At 70.5% G+C, this 17295-nt stretch carries 18 protein-coding genes; 8 read left to right on the top strand and 10 right to left on the bottom strand.

From position 1 onward, the window contains the following. Window positions 1-31: 31 nt before the first annotated feature. Window positions 32-1045 carry a helix-turn-helix transcriptional regulator gene (locus J2Y69_RS01680; protein ID WP_310016858.1) on the bottom strand — a complete coding sequence of 338 codons (1014 nt, stop codon included), beginning with the start codon at window positions 1043-1045 and terminating at the stop codon, window positions 32-34. Window positions 1046-1144: 99 nt separating this feature from the next. Here J2Y69_RS01680 and J2Y69_RS01675 point away from each other — a divergent pair, with 99 nt between their 5' ends. Further along, a complete protein-coding gene (locus J2Y69_RS01675; RefSeq protein WP_310016856.1) occupies window positions 1145-1618 on the top strand; it encodes a VOC family protein in 474 nt (157 codons plus the stop codon). Window positions 1619-1744: 126 nt separating this feature from the next. Here the strand turns inward: J2Y69_RS01675 and J2Y69_RS01670 are convergent, their stop codons facing one another. Then, window positions 1745-3316, bottom strand: coding sequence for an amino acid permease (locus tag J2Y69_RS01670; protein WP_396653013.1), 1572 nt, complete (start codon window positions 3314-3316; stop codon window positions 1745-1747). A gap of 241 nt (window positions 3317-3557) precedes the next feature. Between J2Y69_RS01670 and J2Y69_RS01665 the strand changes: the two genes are divergently transcribed. Both J2Y69_RS01665 and J2Y69_RS01660 read left to right on the top strand, forming a co-directional pair. After that, entirely contained in the window at window positions 3558-4487 is a 930-nt protein-coding gene (locus J2Y69_RS01665; protein ID WP_310016854.1) for an aldo/keto reductase, read from the top strand. Window positions 4488-4508: 21 nt separating this feature from the next. Next, window positions 4509-4889 carry a PLD nuclease N-terminal domain-containing protein gene (locus J2Y69_RS01660; protein ID WP_310016853.1) on the top strand — a complete coding sequence of 127 codons (381 nt, stop codon included), beginning with the start codon at window positions 4509-4511 and terminating at the stop codon, window positions 4887-4889. A gap of 28 nt (window positions 4890-4917) precedes the next feature. On the opposite strand, the gene J2Y69_RS01655 is transcribed toward J2Y69_RS01660, so the two are convergent. Then, window positions 4918-5547: a LysE family translocator gene (locus tag J2Y69_RS01655; protein ID WP_310016851.1), complete on the bottom strand. Its 630-nt coding sequence runs from the start codon at window positions 5545-5547 to the stop codon at window positions 4918-4920. Continuing rightward, window positions 5544-6293 carry a metallophosphoesterase gene (locus tag J2Y69_RS01650; RefSeq protein WP_310016849.1) on the bottom strand — a complete coding sequence of 250 codons (750 nt, stop codon included), beginning with the start codon at window positions 6291-6293 and terminating at the stop codon, window positions 5544-5546. The genes J2Y69_RS01655 and J2Y69_RS01650 overlap by 4 nt, the downstream gene beginning before the upstream one ends. A 72-nt stretch (window positions 6294-6365) precedes the next feature. Between J2Y69_RS01650 and J2Y69_RS01645 the strand changes: the two genes are divergently transcribed. Continuing rightward, a complete protein-coding gene (locus tag J2Y69_RS01645) occupies window positions 6366-6977 on the top strand; it encodes a TetR/AcrR family transcriptional regulator (RefSeq protein ID WP_310016848.1) in 612 nt (203 codons plus the stop codon). Here J2Y69_RS01645 and J2Y69_RS01640 read toward each other — a convergent pair. After that, window positions 6974-7282: a helix-turn-helix domain-containing protein gene (locus tag J2Y69_RS01640; protein WP_310016846.1), complete on the bottom strand. Its 309-nt coding sequence runs from the start codon at window positions 7280-7282 to the stop codon at window positions 6974-6976. The genes J2Y69_RS01645 and J2Y69_RS01640 overlap by 4 nt on opposite strands. A 67-nt stretch (window positions 7283-7349) precedes the next feature. Here J2Y69_RS01640 and map point away from each other — a divergent pair, with 67 nt between their 5' ends. After that, window positions 7350-8129 carry a type I methionyl aminopeptidase gene (map, locus tag J2Y69_RS01635; protein ID WP_310016844.1) on the top strand — a complete coding sequence of 260 codons (780 nt, stop codon included), beginning with the start codon at window positions 7350-7352 and terminating at the stop codon, window positions 8127-8129. On the opposite strand, the gene J2Y69_RS01630 is transcribed toward map, so the two are convergent. Genes J2Y69_RS01630 through J2Y69_RS01615 form a run of 4 tightly spaced genes read right to left on the bottom strand, consistent with a single transcriptional unit; the run spans window position 8104 to window position 11717 of the window. After that, window positions 8104-9108: an epimerase gene (locus J2Y69_RS01630; protein ID WP_310016843.1), complete on the bottom strand. Its 1005-nt coding sequence runs from the start codon at window positions 9106-9108 to the stop codon at window positions 8104-8106. The two genes, map and J2Y69_RS01630, sit on opposite strands and share 26 nt — an antisense overlap. Continuing rightward, window positions 9105-9740, bottom strand: coding sequence for a DUF4166 domain-containing protein (locus J2Y69_RS01625; protein ID WP_310016841.1), 636 nt, complete (start codon window positions 9738-9740; stop codon window positions 9105-9107). Before J2Y69_RS01625 ends, J2Y69_RS01630 begins: the two co-directional genes overlap by 4 nt. Next, window positions 9737-10735 carry an NYN domain-containing protein gene (locus J2Y69_RS01620; RefSeq protein WP_310016838.1) on the bottom strand — a complete coding sequence of 333 codons (999 nt, stop codon included), beginning with the start codon at window positions 10733-10735 and terminating at the stop codon, window positions 9737-9739. The genes J2Y69_RS01625 and J2Y69_RS01620 overlap by 4 nt, the downstream gene beginning before the upstream one ends. Beyond that, entirely contained in the window at window positions 10728-11717 is a 990-nt protein-coding gene (locus tag J2Y69_RS01615) for a Gfo/Idh/MocA family protein (protein WP_310016836.1), read from the bottom strand. Before J2Y69_RS01615 ends, J2Y69_RS01620 begins: the two co-directional genes overlap by 8 nt. A gap of 32 nt (window positions 11718-11749) precedes the next feature. Here J2Y69_RS01615 and J2Y69_RS01610 point away from each other — a divergent pair, with 32 nt between their 5' ends. Next, the gene (locus tag J2Y69_RS01610; protein WP_310016834.1) at window positions 11750-12610 is read left to right on the top strand and encodes a sulfurtransferase; all 861 of its coding nucleotides are present in this window, start codon (window positions 11750-11752) and stop codon (window positions 12608-12610) included. Between the two features lie 79 nt (window positions 12611-12689). Here the strand turns inward: J2Y69_RS01610 and J2Y69_RS01605 are convergent, their stop codons facing one another. After that, window positions 12690-14210: a UDP-N-acetylmuramoyl-L-alanyl-D-glutamate--2,6-diaminopimelate ligase gene (locus J2Y69_RS01605; protein WP_310016832.1), complete on the bottom strand. Its 1521-nt coding sequence runs from the start codon at window positions 14208-14210 to the stop codon at window positions 12690-12692. Window positions 14211-14625: 415 nt separating this feature from the next. On the opposite strand from J2Y69_RS01605, the gene J2Y69_RS01600 reads away from it, so the two are divergent. Together J2Y69_RS01600 and J2Y69_RS01595 are read left to right on the top strand one after the other, a co-directional pair. Further along, window positions 14626-16263, top strand: coding sequence for a TIGR04028 family ABC transporter substrate-binding protein (locus J2Y69_RS01600; protein ID WP_310016830.1), 1638 nt, complete (start codon window positions 14626-14628; stop codon window positions 16261-16263). After that, window positions 16263-17243 (top strand): ABC transporter permease, encoded by a 981-nt coding sequence (locus J2Y69_RS01595; protein WP_310016828.1) that lies wholly within the window; start codon window positions 16263-16265, stop codon window positions 17241-17243. Before J2Y69_RS01600 ends, J2Y69_RS01595 begins: the two co-directional genes overlap by 1 nt. Window positions 17244-17295 lie beyond the last annotated feature (52 nt).

Here is a 17295-nt window from a genome sequence, read left to right as displayed (position 1 = left end):
CGCGGGAGTCGATCTCCCGTCACTGTCAAAGCTACGACCGGCCACCGACACCCGCCAGAGGGTCTGCCGCGGGGGCAGAGGGGGAGGCGGAGGAAGAGGCGGGGGTGGAGGTAGAGGCGGAGAGGCGGGTGGCCAGGGCGTCGGCCGCCTGTCGCAGCGCGGGAGGGTCGATGATCGTGAAGGCCGCGTCGAAGCGGAGCACCTGCGCGAGGAGCGCTGTCCACGACCACGATCCGAGGGTCACCGAGGAGCGCCCGTCCGGCAGCTCCTCGACCCCGCCGTCGTCGGTCACCCAGCGGGCGACCTCGGCGACGGGGAGATCCACGACGACCGTGCCGATGCACGGCCAGCGGTCCATCTCCGCCCCCTTGAACCGGGCGCGCAGATACGCGCGTGCGTCTCCCCCGGGGATCGGACGAGAGGGGAAGGACGGGCCGGCCGGGCTCCGCGGACGCATCCGGTCCAGCCGGAAGACCCGCCAGTCCTCGCGGTCGACGTCCCACGCGATCAGGTACCAGCGTCCGTCGCGGGCGATCACTGAGTGCGGCTGAGTGCGGCGGGGCGGGGCATCGGCCGTGCCGTAGTCGAAGCGCAGGGTCATCCGATCGCGGACCGCGTCGCTGACCGCAGCGAGGGTCTCCGGGGCGACCCGTTCGGGTGCCGGCTCGCCGAGGAAGCGGATCCGGTCCAGGCGGTGGCGCAGATGCGACGGCATCACCTGGCGCAGCGTCGACAGCGCCCGCTCGGCGGCGTCGCCGACGTCCACCCCGATCGCCGGTGCGCTCTGCAGGGCGAGGGCCACGGCGACGGCCTGGTCGTCGTCGAAGAGGAGCGGGGGGATCTCCCGCCCCGCGCCGAGCCGGTATCCGCCGTCCGGGCCCTTCGACGCCTCGACGTCGTAGCCCATCGTCCGGAGCAGCTCGACATCGCGGCGGATCGTCCGCTCGCCCACTCCGAGGCGTTCGGCGAGGGCGTGACCGGACCAGTCCCGCCGCGCCTGGAAGAACGACAGGAGCGCGAGAAGCCGAGAGGCCCTTTCGGTCATGGGAACAGTCTGGTGGAAGTAGAGGACAGAAGCTGACCTGTATGCCTGTCACGGTGGAGGAACGGCCGATCGGTCGTCCGTTCAGAGCAAGGAGCAGTCATGGCCATCACCCTCACCACTCATCTCAACTTCTTTCAGGGGGAGGCGCGGGCGGCCCTCGGGTTCTACCAGGGGGTCTTCGGCGGCGAGCTCGTCATCGCGACCTACGGGCAGCTGGGGATGCCCGCCGAGGCGCCGGACGCGGAGAAGGTCGTCTTCGGTCAGCTCATCGGGCCAGGCGGCCTCCGCATCATGGCCTACGACGTGCCGGGCGCTGTCGTCTCGCCGCCCTCGTTGCCGACGTCGCCCTCGTCGCCGACGGAGACCCGCCGCGAGAACGGCACCACGATCACGGATCGTCCGTTCTTCCTCTCGCTGCGCGCGAGCACGCTCGATGAGGCGGCGCGGCACTGGGAAGGGCTCGGCGACGGGGCGACGGTGATCGAGGGACTGGCCTCCTCGGCCTGGTCGGCGGGGTTTGGGATGATCAGGGACCGTTTCGGCGTCACCTGGGTCATCGACGTCTCGGCCTGAGCGCGCTTCCCGTCGCGAAATCTGCGGCGCCCTTGCCCTCCCGTCGCGAAATCTGCCGCTCGGACGGAGAGAAAGCGGCAGAAATCGCGACGGGAAGGCGGAGACGGAGCAGGGGAGCGGGGGTGCTCAGTCCTCGTGGCGGAGCGCCTCGGTCGCCTGCCTGCCGGCGACGACCGGGTAGGCGCCGGTGTGGCCCTCGCGGATCGCCGCCGCGGCGGCGATCCGCTTCCGCGCGACGAACCATCCGACGATCAGCGCGGGGATCAGCACCACGAGCGAGGCCAGCACCCACCGGCCGGTCTCCGAGAAGCCCATCGTCACCAGGACGAAGACGAGGAACGCCAGCGTCAGGTAGCCCGTGTACGGTGCGCCGAACATCCGGAACGAGGGCCGTTCCAGGATCCCCTTCCGGGTGAGCGAGTGGAACTTCAGCTGGCAGAGGATGATCGTCGCCCATCCGCCGATGATCCCGATGGCCGAGACCTCCAGCACGATCTCGAACGCCTGCGACGGCCAGAGGGCGTTGATCCCGACGCCGATGAGGGTGATCGTCGCGGTGAGCAGGATCCCGCCATATGGCACGCCGTTCCGGCTCATCGCCGCCGTGAACCGCGGCGCCGAGCCGTTGACCGACATCGACCGCAGGATGCGGCCGGTCGAGTAGAGCCCGGCGTTGAGGCTCGACAGCGCCGCGGTGAGCACGACGAAGTTCATGACCGATCCCGCGATCGCCCCGGTCTCAGGGGAGCCGATGTGCGAGAAGAAAGTCACGAACGGCGATTCGCCGCCCTTGTAGGTGCCGAACGGCAGCAGGAGCGAGAGGAGCAGGATCGATCCGACGTAGAAGATCGCGATCCGGATCACCACGGTGTTGATCGCCCGCGGCATGATCTTCTCCGGGTTGGCGGTCTCCCCGGCCGCCGTCCCCACGAGCTCGATCGAGGCGTAGGCGAAGACGACGCCCGAGATCGCGAGGAGCGGGGCGACCATGCCCATCGGGAACAGCCCGCCGTTGTCGGCCAGGACCGAGAAGCCGGTGACGCCGGCCTCGGTGGTGCCCTGGAAGATGATGAAGCACGTTCCCACGATGAGGAAGACGATCAGGGCGGCGACCTTGATCATCGCGAACCAGAACTCCATCTCGCCGAACAGCTTGACGCTGACGAGGTTCAGGGAGAGCACGACGACCAGGGCCACGAGCGCGATCACCCACTGCGGCACCGCCTGCAGGGGCTCCCAGTACTGCGCCCAGAACTTCACGTAGAGGGCGGCGGCCGTGACGTCGACGATCGAGGTCATCGCCCAGTTGAGGAAGTAGAGCCAGCCGCTCGTGAAGGCGAGCTTCTCCCCGTAGAACTCCCGGGCGTAGGAGACGAACGAGCCGGACGACGGGCGATGGAGCACCAGCTCGCCGAGCGCGCGCAGGATCAGGAACGCGAAGAAGCCGCAGACGGCGTAGACGAGGATGAGCGCGGGGCCGCTGGAGGCGAGGCGTCCGCCCGCCCCCATGAACAGCCCGGTCCCGATCGCCCCTCCGATCGCGATCATCTGGATCTGTCGCGGGCGGAGCGTCTTGTGATAGCCCGCCTCCTCGCTGGAGAAGTCCTCGACGGCCATGGTGCGGTCGCCGGTGAGCTCCCGGTCGTTCTCGAGCGCGTCCTCCGGATCGCGCGCGGAACGGGTTTCAGGGTCTTTCATCAGGTTGCCTTTCGAGCACGAGGCGGCTCCGGCACCCTGGGCCCCGTCGCCACCGTGTTGACACATCCTCCGGTGCGTCGATCATGCTCCCCGCGACCGGATTCGGTCCCTCTTCGCCGCGGCGTGTGGCGGGTCCTCTCCATTCGTCGCGGTACTGATGGGAAAGGCGGGTCCGGTGGGACGGATGGGGTGAGAATGGGACGGCACCGTCATCGGGCGGCGCCGCCGGAAGGGGCTGAGGATGAAGAGGATCGCGTTCGGGCAGGGGACGGCGCCCGCCGTCGTCGCGGGCATGATGCGGATCGCGGACAGGTCGGACGAGGAGATCCGCGAGCTGTACCGCACTGCGCGGGACGCGGGCATGGACTTCTTCGACCATGCGGACATCTACGGCGGCCGGATGCACGGCTGCGAGGAGCGGTTCGCGGAGGCGCTGCGTCTCGCGCCGGCGGAGCGCGACGAGATCGTGATCCAGACGAAGTGCGGCATCGACCCGGCCAGGGGCGTGTTCGACTTCTCCGCTGCGCACATCCTCGCGCAGGTCGAGGGATCCCTGCGCGCTCTCGGCACGGATCGCATCGATGTGCTGCTCCTGCACCGCCCTGACGCATTGGTGGAGCCGGAGGAGGTCGCCAGGGCCTTCGATGAGCTGGAGAGCGCGGGCAAGGTGCTGTCCTTCGGCGTCTCCAACCACACGCCCCGGCAGATCGACCTCCTGCGCACCGCCGTCCGGCAGCCGATCGTCGCGAACCAGGTGCAGCTCTCGCTCGTGCACGCGCCGATCATCGCCCAGCCGATCGCCGCGAACATCGCAGGACACCCGCAGAGCACGGTGGTGGACGGCGGCGGCCTGCTGGAGTACTGCCGGATCCAGGGAATCACGCTTCAGGCCTGGTCGCCCTACCAGTCCGGCACGGCGGCGGGACCCTTCCTGGGCAACCCGGAGTATGCGGAACTCAATGAGGCGATCGACCGGATCGCGGCGGCGCACGGCATCACGCCGACGGGGATCGCGACCGCGTGGATCGCACGGCACCCTGCAGGCATCCAGACGGTGCTCGGCACGACCACGCCGCAGCGGGTGCGCGACGCGGCGGCCGGAGCCGACGTCGAGCTCAGCCGGGAGGAGTGGTACGAGTTGTTCCGCACCGCCGGCCACCATCTTCCGTAGCCACCTCTTAGGCTGGTGGGCATGACCGTCCTGTTCCCCGTGCTGATCCTGGCGCTGATGATCGGCGCCCTGATCGACATCATCACGCGCGAGGACGGGCAGGTGAAGCACCTGCCGAAGGTCTTCTGGATCATCCTGGTGATCGTCGTCCCGCTCGCCGGCAGCGTCATCTGGTTCCTGGTCGGCCGTGAGTACGGGGAGGGCGGGGTGCGGATCCCGCGGATGCGCCGTGAGCGCCGGGCGCCCGGTCGCGAGCAGGCCCCGCCGGCGGCACCGGTCGACTCCCGCAGCACCGAGCAGCAGATCGCGGACCTCGATCGCGAGATCGAGGAATGGCGGCTGCGCGCCGAGATCGAGCGGCGCAAGCGCGAGGAGGACGGCGGCGGCCCGGCCGCCGACTGACCCCTGCTGTCGAAATCGTAGGTCCGCGTCACGCGGCGGACTGCAGAAGCTGCCGGACGGATGTGACCGCAGTGAACAGGCCGAGCGCGACCATAAGCGCACCGGCCGCGATGGATATCACCGACCGCACCCGGGCGGAGTTCGCAATGCCAGGGATCCGTGCTGCTCCCTCGTGGACGAGGAGAAGCCAGATGCCTTGCATCAGGGAATGGATGCAGGCGAAGACGAGGAAGAGGCCGGGGCCGTTCAATCGCGTACTGCTCAAGGCGGGGACGACCAGCACGTAGATGCTCAGCGCCTTCGGGTTGGTCAGCACCGAGAGGAAGGCCCATCGAGCAAGGCCGCGCGATCGCTGTGGATTGCCGGACTGTTGCTTTCGATGGCGGAGGATGTGGGCCGCGCCGAGAGCGATGAGGACTATTGAACCCCCAACGCCGAGCCATCCACGGGCAAGTGGACGCGTCTGCAGGACGGTGCCGATTCCGGTCGCACCGAGCGCGATGGCGACGACGAGGACGCCGAGGCCTGTGCCGCAGCTGATGTGCCACCAGCTCGCGCGGCGTCCGAGCGGCACATTCGCGATGATCAGAGTGAAGCTGGAGCCTGGAGCGATGACGAACGGGAGCGCCGTTGTGACGAGGACCAACAGCTCCGTCATGGGGTGTCTGGGCTGAGGTAGTGAAAGATGCTGCGAATCGAGGTGCTTTCCGAGGCGCTGTGCTCGACGGTGTGAACTGCCAGACCGGGCATTGCGTTCGTGTCGGCGATGGGGTCCATCCTGCTGCCGAGACGCATCGTCGACGCGATGCCCGGCGCGCCCAGGAGCGGTCGGCCGGCGAAGCTTGCGGCAAGAGCCGTGTGAACGTGGCCGGTGAGGATGGCGATGACGTGATCGTGCATCGTCAGGATCTCGGCCAGTGCACTGGCGTTGAGCAGGCCGTTTTGGTCGGCGAAATCGTGCCCGACGGGTACTGGGGGATGATGCAAGGCGAGGATCGCGGGGCCGTCGGCCGAACGAAGCGCGTCGTGCGCGAACTCGATTGTGCCTTCTGCGAGTCGTCCGGCGGTCTCTCCCTCGATCAGGCTGTCGAGCCCGATAACCGTGAGGCCGTCGACGGTCGAGACGGTGTTGAAGTAACCGTCCGCTGCTGGCTCGAGATGAGCGGCGAGCGGCGTGCGGCGATCGTGGTTCCCGGGGACGACGAGCAGTGGTGAGAAGGCCGAGAAGATGTCGAAGAACTGAACGTACTCGGCATGCGCCGCGTGGTCCGTGAGGTCTCCGGACACCAGCACGAGGTCGATGTCGTCGAGCTCCGTGATCTCGTGCAGAACGCGCTGCGCACGCAGCGCACGCTCCGGAGTGCCGTCGAGATGAGTGTCGCTCAGGTGGGCGATGCGAACCATGATCTGTCCTTCCTGATGGTGTCGAGGAGGAGACCGTAACATACCTAGAGGTAGGTATGTAGAATCGTACCCATGGGAGCATCAGCGTCAGGGGCGAGGTCCGATCGTGGAGCCGCGACTCGGGAGCGTCAGATCGCCGCGGCTCAAGAACTCATCTGGGAGCAGGGGGTGACCGCCACAACGCCGCGACAGGTCTGGGAGCGCAGCGGCACAGGGCAGGGGAGTCTCTACCATCACTTCCCGACCAAGCATGACTTCGTGCTCGAGGCGATCTCTCTCACTGCGGAACAGTTGCTCGAACGGTCCCGCGCCTCGCTGGGGCGGGACGTCGAGCCGGACGAACGCTTGCGCGGGTACCTGACGAGGCCGCGAGACGCGGTGGCGGGGTGCCGCATCGGGCGTCTTGTCAGCGATCAATCGGTCATGACCGATGAAGGGCTGCGTCAGCCTGTACGCGACTATTTCCTGCGGCTCCTCGAACTCGTCGCCGGTGCGTTCGAGCAGGCGGGACACTCACCCGATGTCTCCCGGCGTCGTGCCATGACCGCCGTGGCCGTCATCCAGGGCGGCTATGTGCTCTCCCGTGCGCTCGGTGATGCGGAGCCGATGCGTCTAGCGACGGAAGAGCTGATGGAACTCCTCGAAGCGACTTTGGCCCCGCGGAGCGAGACTGCTGCCTCCTAGGAGGCCCAGCGCTCCGGCGCGTCGTGGTCGGCGTCGGCCGGGCCGTCGACATCGTCGTCCGCGGGGCGGCTGATGGCTACCCAGACGGCGTCGAGGGAGAGTCCGAGGACGTCGGCGATCGCGGCGATGGTCGGGAAGGCCGGCGTCGCGACCCGGCCGGACTCGATCTTCCGGAGCGTCTCCGGCGAGACGCCGGCGTCGAGGGCGATCTCGAGCATCGAGCGCGCCCCTCTGGCGTGGCGGAGGAGGGCGCCGAGGCGCTCGCCGCGCTCGATCTCCGCGGGGGTGAGCGGCAGTCTGACCATGGTCCGATTGTAATACCGGGATGATGATACCGGTATAGTTATTGGTCGAGATGGAAAGAGGCGTCGAATGATCGAGATCCTGAACCCTGCCGAGCTGATCCGGGCGAGGAGCAGCGGCGCCCTGGTGGCGGACATCCTGCAGTCGCTGAAGGAGCGGAGCGGCGTCGGCACGAACCTGCTGGACATCGACCGGTGGGCCAAGGCCATGATCGTCCAGGCCGGTGCCGAGTCCTGCTACGTCGACTACGCGCCCTCCTTCGGCCGCGGGCCGTTCGGGCATCACATCTGCACGGCCGTGAACGATGCCGTCCTCCACGGAAGGCCCTTCGACTACCGCCTGGCCGACGGCGATCTCGTCACCCTCGACCTCGCCGTCTCCCTGGGGGGCATCGCCGCGGACGCCGCGATCAGCTTCCTCGTGGGCGAGGCGCGACCGGCCGGGAGCGTCGCGATGATCGAGGCGACGGAGCGGGCGTTGCACGCCGGGATCGCGGTGGCGGGCCCCGGGGCGCGCATCGGCGACATCTCCCACGCCATCGGCTCGGTGCTCGGGGAGGCGGGGTACGAGGTCAACACCGAGTTCGGCGGACACGGCATCGGGTCGACGATGCATCAGGACCCGCACGTCTCCAACACCGGGCGACCGGGTCGCGGCTACCGGCTGCGTCCGGGCCTCCTGCTCGCGCTGGAGCCCTGGATCATGGCCGACACGGCCGAGCTCGTCACCGACGCCGACGGTTGGACGCTCCGCAGCGCGACGGGCTGCCGCACCGCGCACAGCGAGCACACGATCGCGATCACGGAGGACGGCGCGGAGATCCTCACCCTGCCGACGGGGCGGCGGTGACGCGGGTGGCAGAGCCAGGTAGGGAGCTCCTGATCGCCTCGTCGAGTGTCGGGTGGCGGAACGCGTAGCCCGCGTCCGTGAGCCTCTCCGGCAGCACCCAGCGGCTCTTGAGGATGAGCTCGGTCTCGGTGCGGATGCCGATCGCGCCGAGCTCCAGCATCCACCGGGGCGTCGGGACGCCGATCCGCACTCCGAGGGCGCGACGGAGCGCCGCCATGAAGCCTGCGTTGTCGGTCGGGTTCGGTGAGGCCGCGTTGACGGGACCGTCGATTTGCGGGGTCCGCTCCAGGAAGTCGATGATCCCCACGACGTCGTCGATGTGGATCCAGCTGAAGCGCTGCCGCCCGCCGCGGGCGCCGCGGACGTGAGCCGTCCCCGCCTCGCGCCGCCTCCGGGAGATCGGCCACCGGCCGTCGTGCTGCGTCCCACCGAGCCCCAGCCGGGTGAGCACGCGCAACGGCCCCATCACCCCGCCGTCGCCGAGGACGATCGCCGTGCGCAGCGCCACCCGGCGCGTGGACGGGAGGTCTTCGGCGTACAGCGCGCGCTCCCATGCCTTGGCGACCTCGACGGAGAAGCCGGTGCCGAGCTCGCCCGCCGCCTCGGTCTGGGGACGGTCCTCGGCGTAACGGTAGATCGTCGCGGTGGAGGAGTTCACCCAGAGCGCCGGCGGTGCGGCGGCGCGTGAGACGGCCGTGCCGAGGGCCGCGGTCGTGGTGAGGCGGGAGCGGAAGATCTCCGCGCGGTTCTCCGGCGTGTAGCGGCAGTTGACGCTCTTGCCGGCCAGGCCCACGACGAGCGCCGCCCCGTCGACGGCCGCATCGATCCCGGCCTGGTCGTCCCAGCCGAGGTCGGCCCCGGACCGGGAGATCGTGACGACCTCCCGCCCGGCCTGTCGATAGACCTCCTGCAGACGGCGGCCGATGAATCCCGTCGAGCCGCCGATCACGACCCGTCCCGTGGCGTCTCCTGCGCTCATGCTGCATCCTCGATCCGGTAGGAGAAGGTCCCCGCGTACTCGTAGATCCGGCCGAGCAGCGGGAGGTCGATCGTGAGATCCACGCGCTGACGGTCGATGTCCCCGTCGTAGCGTTCGGTCAGCCGGATCCGTGGGGCGAGGATCCGCGGGATCCGGACGCAGAGGCGCCGCCATCGGACGCCGACGGCCGTGCTCCGGAGGACGAGGGCCCCGCGGTCGACGCGGACGTCGAACAGGGCGCTGACCGTGCCCGGCTCGCCGAGCTGGTCGACGACCCGCCCGCCCGGTCGCGCCGCCACCGCATCGCGCATCGTCCAGGCGCCGCGGCCGAGTCGGAACTCCCGCTCGGCCACCACCCGACCGGAGACGCCGCGATTGCGCACCGTGAACGGCACATCCCGCTCCCAGCCGCCGAAGGCGACGCCGCGGCGTTCGAACAGGCGCAGCAGCGGCCAGAGGAGCCGGCGCGGCGTCCCCGCACGCTCGAACACGCCCTCGCCGATCCCGATCTGACCGGGCGGGACGGCGCGGAAGTAACGCTGCAGGGCGGGGTGGAGGTCACCGGCGCGATCGCCGAGCGCGCGGAGGTAGGGGGAGGAGGCCACGTGGTCCATCGTGCCGACCGGGGTCACTCCTCCTTCAGGCGGACGAGACGCTCGTGGCCCTCCTCGGAGAGCTCCGCGACGCCGTCGCGCGACTTGAGGAAGTCCGAGAAGGAGCGATAGCCGAGCGCCTTCTCGCTGAACGAGGGGTCGATGCGGCGCATCTGCGTCTTCACCGCCGAGCTGTGCAGCCACTCGTCGGCGTCGGCCTTGTCGTGGCCGAGACGGAGCGCGCGGATAAGGGTCTTCGTCGCCTGCTCCTGGTCGTCGGGAACCGGATCCGGCAGGACGATGATCGGAGCCGGCACCTCCACGACGGCCTCCGCCTCGTCGACGGGCTGGGCCGCCTTCTGCCTCCGGGAACCGCGAGTGCTCTCCTTCGCCGGCTCCTTCGCGGGTTCCTTCACCGGCTCCTTGGCCGTCTCTTTCGCCTTCGCCCTGCGCGGCTCCGGCTGCGGGCGCTCGACGCCGGGCAGGGAGTCGTAGGACTCGAACTCGTCACAGGCCGCCGCGAGGGACTTGGCGGTGGAGCCGGCGACCCCGACCCCGATCACGTATCGGCCGAGGCGCTTGCAGCGCTGCGCGAGCGGGACGTAGTCCGAGTCACCGGCGACGATCACGACGTGCGTGAGGTCGGGAAGACGGAACATGTCCTCGACCGCGTCGACGGCGAGACGGATGTCGGCACCGTTCTTGGCGTAGGCGGCCGCCGGGAAGAGCTGGACGAGGTCGACGGCGCGGGCCACCAGCTGCGAGCGGTACTCGGCGTTCACCGGCGATGACCAGTCCGCGTAGGCGCGGGTCAGCACGAGGGTGCCGAACGAGGAGGCGTAGTCGATGATCGCTGAGACGTCGATCATCGCGCGCGACAGGCGCTCGGCGACCTCCGGGTCGTGCGGGTCCTCCAGGATCCGCTGCCGGTCCTTGCTGTAGGCGCTGCGCCCGTGCACCCGGTCGTACCAGGAGATGACGATGTTGTCGAAGTCCAGATAGACGGCGACGCGGGTGTCCTGCGGATCAGCCATTGTTCTCCCCGGGGTAGCGGACGCCGATCTGCGCCCTGATCTCGTCGAGACCGCCCATGATCGCCGCGCTCTCGGCGACGGGGAGCAGGTCGCTGTCGACCGAGCCGTCGGCGACGTAGCGCTCGGCCGCTCGTGCCTGATACTGCATGCCGCGGCCCTCGACGTCCGAGACGTACTCCTCGATCACGGTGCCGTCAGGAGCCACCACGCGGAACGAGGTGGGCGTGTACCAGACGCGGTCGATCTCGATCCGCGCCTTCGTGCCGACGATGGCCGCGACGTTCGGGCCCGCGGCGCGGGAGGAGGAGAGCGTGGTGGAGACCGCCCCGCCCGCGTGGGTCATGACGGTGGCGACCTCGGTGTCCGCGCCCGTGTCACCGAGCCGGCCGACCGCGTGCAGGGTCTCGGGAGCGCCCAGGATGTCCCAGACGAACGAGACCGGGTAGATGCCGAGGTCGAGCAGCGCGCCGCCGCCGAGCTCCAGCGCGTTCAGACGGTGCGCCGGGTCGGTGGGGAGCAGCTGGGTGTGGTCGGCGGACACCGAGCGGATCTCGCCCAGGGTGCCGGCCGCGATGAGCTCGCGGATCCGGATCATGTGCGGGAGGTACCGCGTCCACATCGCCTCCATCACCAGCAGGCCCTTCTCGGCGGCGAGGGCGCGGAGCTCCTCGGCCTCGGCGCGGTTAACGGTGAAGGCCTTCTCGACGAGCGCGTGCTTCCCGTGCGAGAGCGCGAGACGGGCGTCGGCGAGGTGCATCGGGTGCGGGGTCGCGACGTAGACGATGTCGACGTCGGGGTCCGCGGCCAGCGCCTCGTACGAGCCGTGCGCGCGGGGGATGTCGAAACGAGCGGCGAAGGCATCGGCGGAGTCCTGGGATCGGGATCCGACCGCCACGAGGTCCAGGCCCGCGGTGCGCAGGTCGGCGGCGAAAGCGGCGGCGATGCCGCCCGTGGCGAGGATTCCCCAGCGAAGTGCGGTCATGGCTTCCAGCGTAGGGGCTGAGACAATGGAGCATGTCCGCTTCGCCGCTGATCTCCGCCGCCGACCTGCGCGAGCTGCTCGCCGGAGGCCGCCCCGTCCGCATCCTCGACGCGCGCTACCGCCTCGGATTCGACGACGGGCACGAGCACTACCTCGCCGCGCACATCCCCGGTGCCGTCTTCGTCGATCTGGAGCGGGAGCTCTCGCGTCCGGGAGCGCCCTCCGAGGGCCGCCATCCGCTGCCCGCGGACGAGGACCTCGCCGCGGCCGCCCGGCGCTGGGGGATCCGCGAGGGCGAGCCGGTCGTCGTCTACGACGACTCCCGCTCCCTCCCGGCGTCCCGGGTCTGGTGGGCGCTGCGCCGGGCGGGCCTCGCCGACGTGCGGGTGCTGGACGGCGGGCTCTCCGCCTGGCGGGCGGCCGGGGGAGAGCTGGCGGAGGGCGCCGTCGTGCCGCCGGAGGGCGACATACGCCTCGGCTCCCCGGGGACCGCGGACGTCCTGGACACCGGGCAGGTGGCGCTGTGGACCGGAGTGCTCCTGGACGCGCGGGCCGGCGAGCGCTTCCGCGGCGAGACCGAGCCGATCGACCCGGTGGCGGGACACATCCCCGGCGCCTGGAACCTGCCCATCGCCGACGTCCTCACCGACGACGGCCGGTTCCGGAGCGCACAGGAGATCGCGGACGCGTTCGAGATGGTGGGAGCGGGGGAGAACATCCCGATCGCGGCCTACTGCGGCTCGGGCGTCACCGCGGCGCAGCTCGCGCTCGCCGGAGCCCTCATCGGACGCGAGGTGACGGTCTACCCGGGGTCCTGGAGCGCCTGGTCGAACACGCCTGGCCTCCCGGTCGCGACCGGGTCGATGCCCGCCGAGGAGGACGACCTGGGCTGAGCGGCTGGGCAGCGCTGGTATGAGGGGTTGGGCTGCGCTGGTCCGAGCGGCGGGGCGGTGCTGGGCTGAGGGGCGGTGCTCAGAGCGCCTCGATGACCTCGCGGAGGACGTCGGGGTCGTACCAGGGGATGTCCCCGCCGGCCAGCGCGTGGTAGCGCTCGTGGCCCTTGCCGAGGATCACGACGGTGTCGCCCGGCACGGCCATCCGCACCGCCGCCGACATCGCCTCCCGGCGGTCGCCGATCTCGACGATCTCCGCCTGCGAGGAGCGTGCGCCGTCGATGAGCGCGGCGCGGATCTCCGCCGGGTCGTCGTCGTAGGGGTTGTCGTCGGTGACGATCAGGACGTCCGCGAACATCGCAGCGAAGCGTCCCATCATGCGGCGCTTGGAGGCATCTCGGTTGCCGTTCGCGCCGAGCACCGCGATGAGGCGGCCCTCCGGAGCGGTGGTGCGGAGGGCGCGGAGGGCGGCGTTGATCGCCTCCGGCTTGTGCGCCGAGTCGACGATCGCGGTGAAGGGCTGTCCGAAGTCGAAGCGCTGCAGGCGTCCCTCGACGCTGGGGAGTGACGCGATGCCGTCGGCGAGCTCGCCGAGGTCGCGCCCCTGCTCGGCGAGCGCGGCGACGGCGGCAAGGATGTTGTTGACGTTGAAGGCGCCGGTGAGCTGTGTGGAGAAGCGGACGGCCTCGCCGTGGGGGGAGCGGACGAGGAACGACGATCCGTCGGCGCGCAGCTCGATCCCCTCGGCACGCCAGTCGGCATCCGCGCCGGCGGCAGAGGTCGTCCGTACCGGGATCGTCGCCTGCGCCGCGAGGACGCGGCCCCAGTGCGAGTCGACGTCGACGATCCCCGTGCGCGCGTGCTCGGGGGTGAGCAGCAGCGCCTTGGCGGCGAAGTAGTCCGCCTGGGTGGGGTGGTAGTCGCGGTGGTCGTGTCCGAGGTTCAGGAAGATGCCCGCATCGAACGCGAAGCCGTCGACCCTGCCCTGTCGCAGCGCGTGGCTGGAGGCCTCGACGGCGACGGTGCGGAGACCCTGCTCGCGCATGACGGCGAACAGGGCGTGCAGCTCCGGCGCCTCGGGGGTGGTCAGCTCCGGCGGGAACAGCACGTCGCCCACGGTCGTGCCGATCGAGCCGATCGTGCCGGAGGACGCCATGCCGGCGGCGGCCGCGACGTAGAACGCCGTGGTGGTCTTGCCCTGCGTGCCGGTGATGCCGATCGCAGTGAGCGACGACGCAGGGTCCCGGTAGAGCTGGACGGCTGCAGGACCGACGGCCAGGCGCGGATCGTCGACGACGAGGACGGGGAGGTCGTCCGGGAGGAGCGCTGCGCCGTCCGCATCCGTGAGCACGGCGACGGCACCCGCCTCACGGGCTTTCCCGGCGAAGCGCGCGCCGTGCGCGTTGGCGCCCTTCGCGGCGACGAACAGGTCGCCGCGGCGCACGTTCGAGGTCGACATCGCGATGCCGGTGAACGTCGTCTCCGCCCGTTCCGGCGCGGGCGCCTCGACGCGTGCGGCCAGGTCGCCGAGCGTCGACGAGAACCTCTCGACGGGCCGGGAGTCGAGGCGCGGGGCGGCGTAGTTCGAGGCGGATGGCATGACCGTCCGATTCTACGCGAGGGCGGCTCGTGGGCTTGTTGGGGCGTGGCGGGGCGGATGGCGTGGTGGGGGCCGGGCGTGGGCGGCTGGGCGTGGGGTGGGTGCGCCGGCGTGCCGTAGGTGCCCCGGCGTGGCACCTCTTGTGGGTTGAGCGGCGTGTCAACCCACAAGAACTGCCACGCCGGGGCCGGAGATGCCGACCGACGCCCACGCCGCCCGGCCCCGGGTCCCACCCCACCCCGCCCCGGCGGCGTGTCGAACTGTTGCGTCGTGTGACCGGACGAGACGCCGTATGACCGGGAGAGACGGTCCATGACGTCACATGGGCGCCGCGGTGCGCCACGCGCCTAGCGTGGGCTCCCATCCGCCCTCCGCGGACCGCTCCCCGTACGACCCGAACCCAGGAGGCACCCGCATGACGACCCGCATCCCCCGCGCCGCCGCAGCAGCGCTCACGCTCGTCCTCGCTGCCGGGATGTCGGCCTGCGCGGCGACCAGCACGCCGAATGCCGCGCCCTCCGCCGCCGTCGGGGACCCCGTCACGGGCGGGACGCTGACCTATCTGGAGTACCAGACCTACACGAACCTGTATCCGCCGCAGGCCGGCTTCTACCCGAACGGCGGGATCGTCGGGAACATCGCGGACCGCCTCACCTGGCAGAACCCGGAGACGCTGGAGATCGAGCCGTGGATCGCGGCCGACTGGACCGTGAACGCCGACGCGACCGAGTACACGTTCGATCTCCGCCCCGGCGCGACCTTCTCCGACGGCACTCCGCTCGACGCCGCGGCCGTGAAGAAGAACTACGACACCTACGGACTCGGCGATCCGCAGCGCGGCCTCACCGTCTCGGAGGCGATCAACAATTACGCCGGGAGCGACGTCGTGGACACCGACACCGTGACCTTCCGCTTCAGTGCGCCGTCGCCCGGGTTCCTCCAGGCGACCTCCACGATCACCTCCGGGCTGCTCTCGCCCGCCACCCTCGACGGCACGATCGAGGACTTCGGGGCCGGGAACGCGGCGAACGTGATCGGATCGGGGCCGTTCACCGCCGGCGCCGAGAAGCTGGGCACGGAGCTGACCCTCACCGCCCGCGAGGACTACGCCTGGGCGCCGAAGAGCGCGGCGAACCAGGGCCGTCCGTATCTCGACGCGGTGCACATCCTGGTGACCCCCGAGGACTCGGTGCGCATCGGCTCCCTGCTGGCCGGGCAGGCCGACTACGTCCGCTACGTGCAGTCGTTCGACGAGGCGAGGGTCGCCTCGGCCGGCTTCGTGCTGCACGCCCCGCAGACCCGCGGCGTGAACAACTCGCTCGCGCTGCGTCCGACCAACGCCCTCCTCACGGACATCCGCGTGCGACAGGCCCTCGTCGCCGGGGTGGACGCGCAGGAGGTCGTCGACACGATCTTCACGGAGAACTACCCCGTCGCGACCTCCGCGCTCTCCTCCACGGCCCTCGGCTACAAGGACGAGTCGGCGCACTACCAGTACGACCCGAAGAAGGCGCAGCGGCTTCTCGATGACGCGGGATGGGTCCCCGGCGCGGACGGAATCCGCCAGAAGGACGGCCAGCGGCTGTCGATCACGGTCTACGAGGCCAAGCCGCAGCCGCAGTCCAAGCAGACGCTCGAGCTCATCGCGCAGCAGCTCGGCCGCATCGGGGTGGAGCTGAACGTCAAGCCCGGCGATGCAGGCAGCTATGCGGAGGACACCCGCGATCCGCAGAAGACCGGCTTCTACCACTCGATGGTCGGACGCGCCGACCTCGACGTGATCAAGAGCCAGTACTACTCGAAGAACCGCGATGTGCTGATCTCGGGCGACGCGGAGCTGGACCGGCTGCTGCTCGTCGTCGCCTCCGAGCCCGACCCGCAGAAGCGCATCGCGGCCTCGCAGGCCGTGCAGGACTACCTCGCCGAGCAGGCGTACGTGATCCCGCTCTTCGAGGAGCCCCAGGTGTACGGCACGGCGCCGTACGTGCAGGGCGTCGCATACGAGTCGGTCGGCCGTCCGTGGTTCGCGGGCGTCTGGCTCCAGGACCACTGATGCGCTTCGTCCTGCGGCGGATCGGTCAGGCGGCGATCGTGCTGATCGCCGCCTTCACCGCCACCTTCGTCCTGCTCCAGCTGCTGCCGGGGGACGCGATCCTCATCAAGTTCGCCGATCCGAGCCTCGGGCTGAGCCCCGATCAGCTCGACGCGATCCGCGCCAGCTACGGGTCCGACGTCCCGTGGTGGCAGCAGTACCTCCACGCGCTCGCCGGGTTCGCCGCGGGCGACTTCGGCTCGTCGACGCAGTTCGGCACGCCGGTGCGGACCATGCTCGCCGAGGCGCTGCCGTCCACGCTGCTGCTGGCGACGCTCGGACTGGCCGTCGCGATCCTGCTCGCGGTGGCGGTCGCCGCGCTCTCGGTCCTCGCTCCGTTCGGCTGGCTGCGCGCCGGGATCCGGCAGGCGCCGGGGCTCCTCGTGGCCGTCCCGGTGTTCTGGCTCGGGATCATCCTGATCCAGGTGTTCTCGTTCGGGCTCGGCTGGGTGCCGGTGGTCGGCGCAGACCCGGTGCGCGGGCTCATCCTTCCCGTGCTGACGCTCGCCGTGCCGATCTCCGCGCCCCTGGCCCAGGTGCTCGTCCGCTCGATCGATCGTGTGCGCGCGCAGCCCTTCATCACGGTCCTCCGCGCGAAGGGCGCGCCGACCGCCTGGATCCTCACGCGGTCGGTGGCACGCAACGCGGCCCTTCCCGCGCTCACCATCGCCGGCGTGCTGTTCGGCGAGCTCGTCGGCGGCGCCGTCGTCACCGAGACGGTCTTCGGCCGCACCGGGATCGGCCGGCTCACGGAGCAGGCCGTGGCGAACCAGGACATCCCGGTGCTGCAGGGCATCGTGCTCCTCTCCGCGCTCGGCTTCGTCCTCGTCGGCCTGGTGGTCGATCTGCTCGCGCCTCTCATCGACCCGCGACAGCGTCGCGCCGAGGGCGTTCGCCGGATCCGCGATCCGCGGCCGATCACGGCGGAGGCGATCGCGTGACCGCCGGTATTGACTCGTCCGCGGGGTTGGGGCCGGGCTCGCAGCCCGCTGA

Source organism: Microbacterium resistens (genome assembly GCF_031456305.1).
GTDB classification, from domain to species: Bacteria; Actinomycetota; Actinomycetes; order Actinomycetales; family Microbacteriaceae; genus Microbacterium; species Microbacterium resistens_A.
Note: the sequence above shows the minus strand (reverse complement) of the source record. Positions and strands in the feature narration are given on the sequence as shown.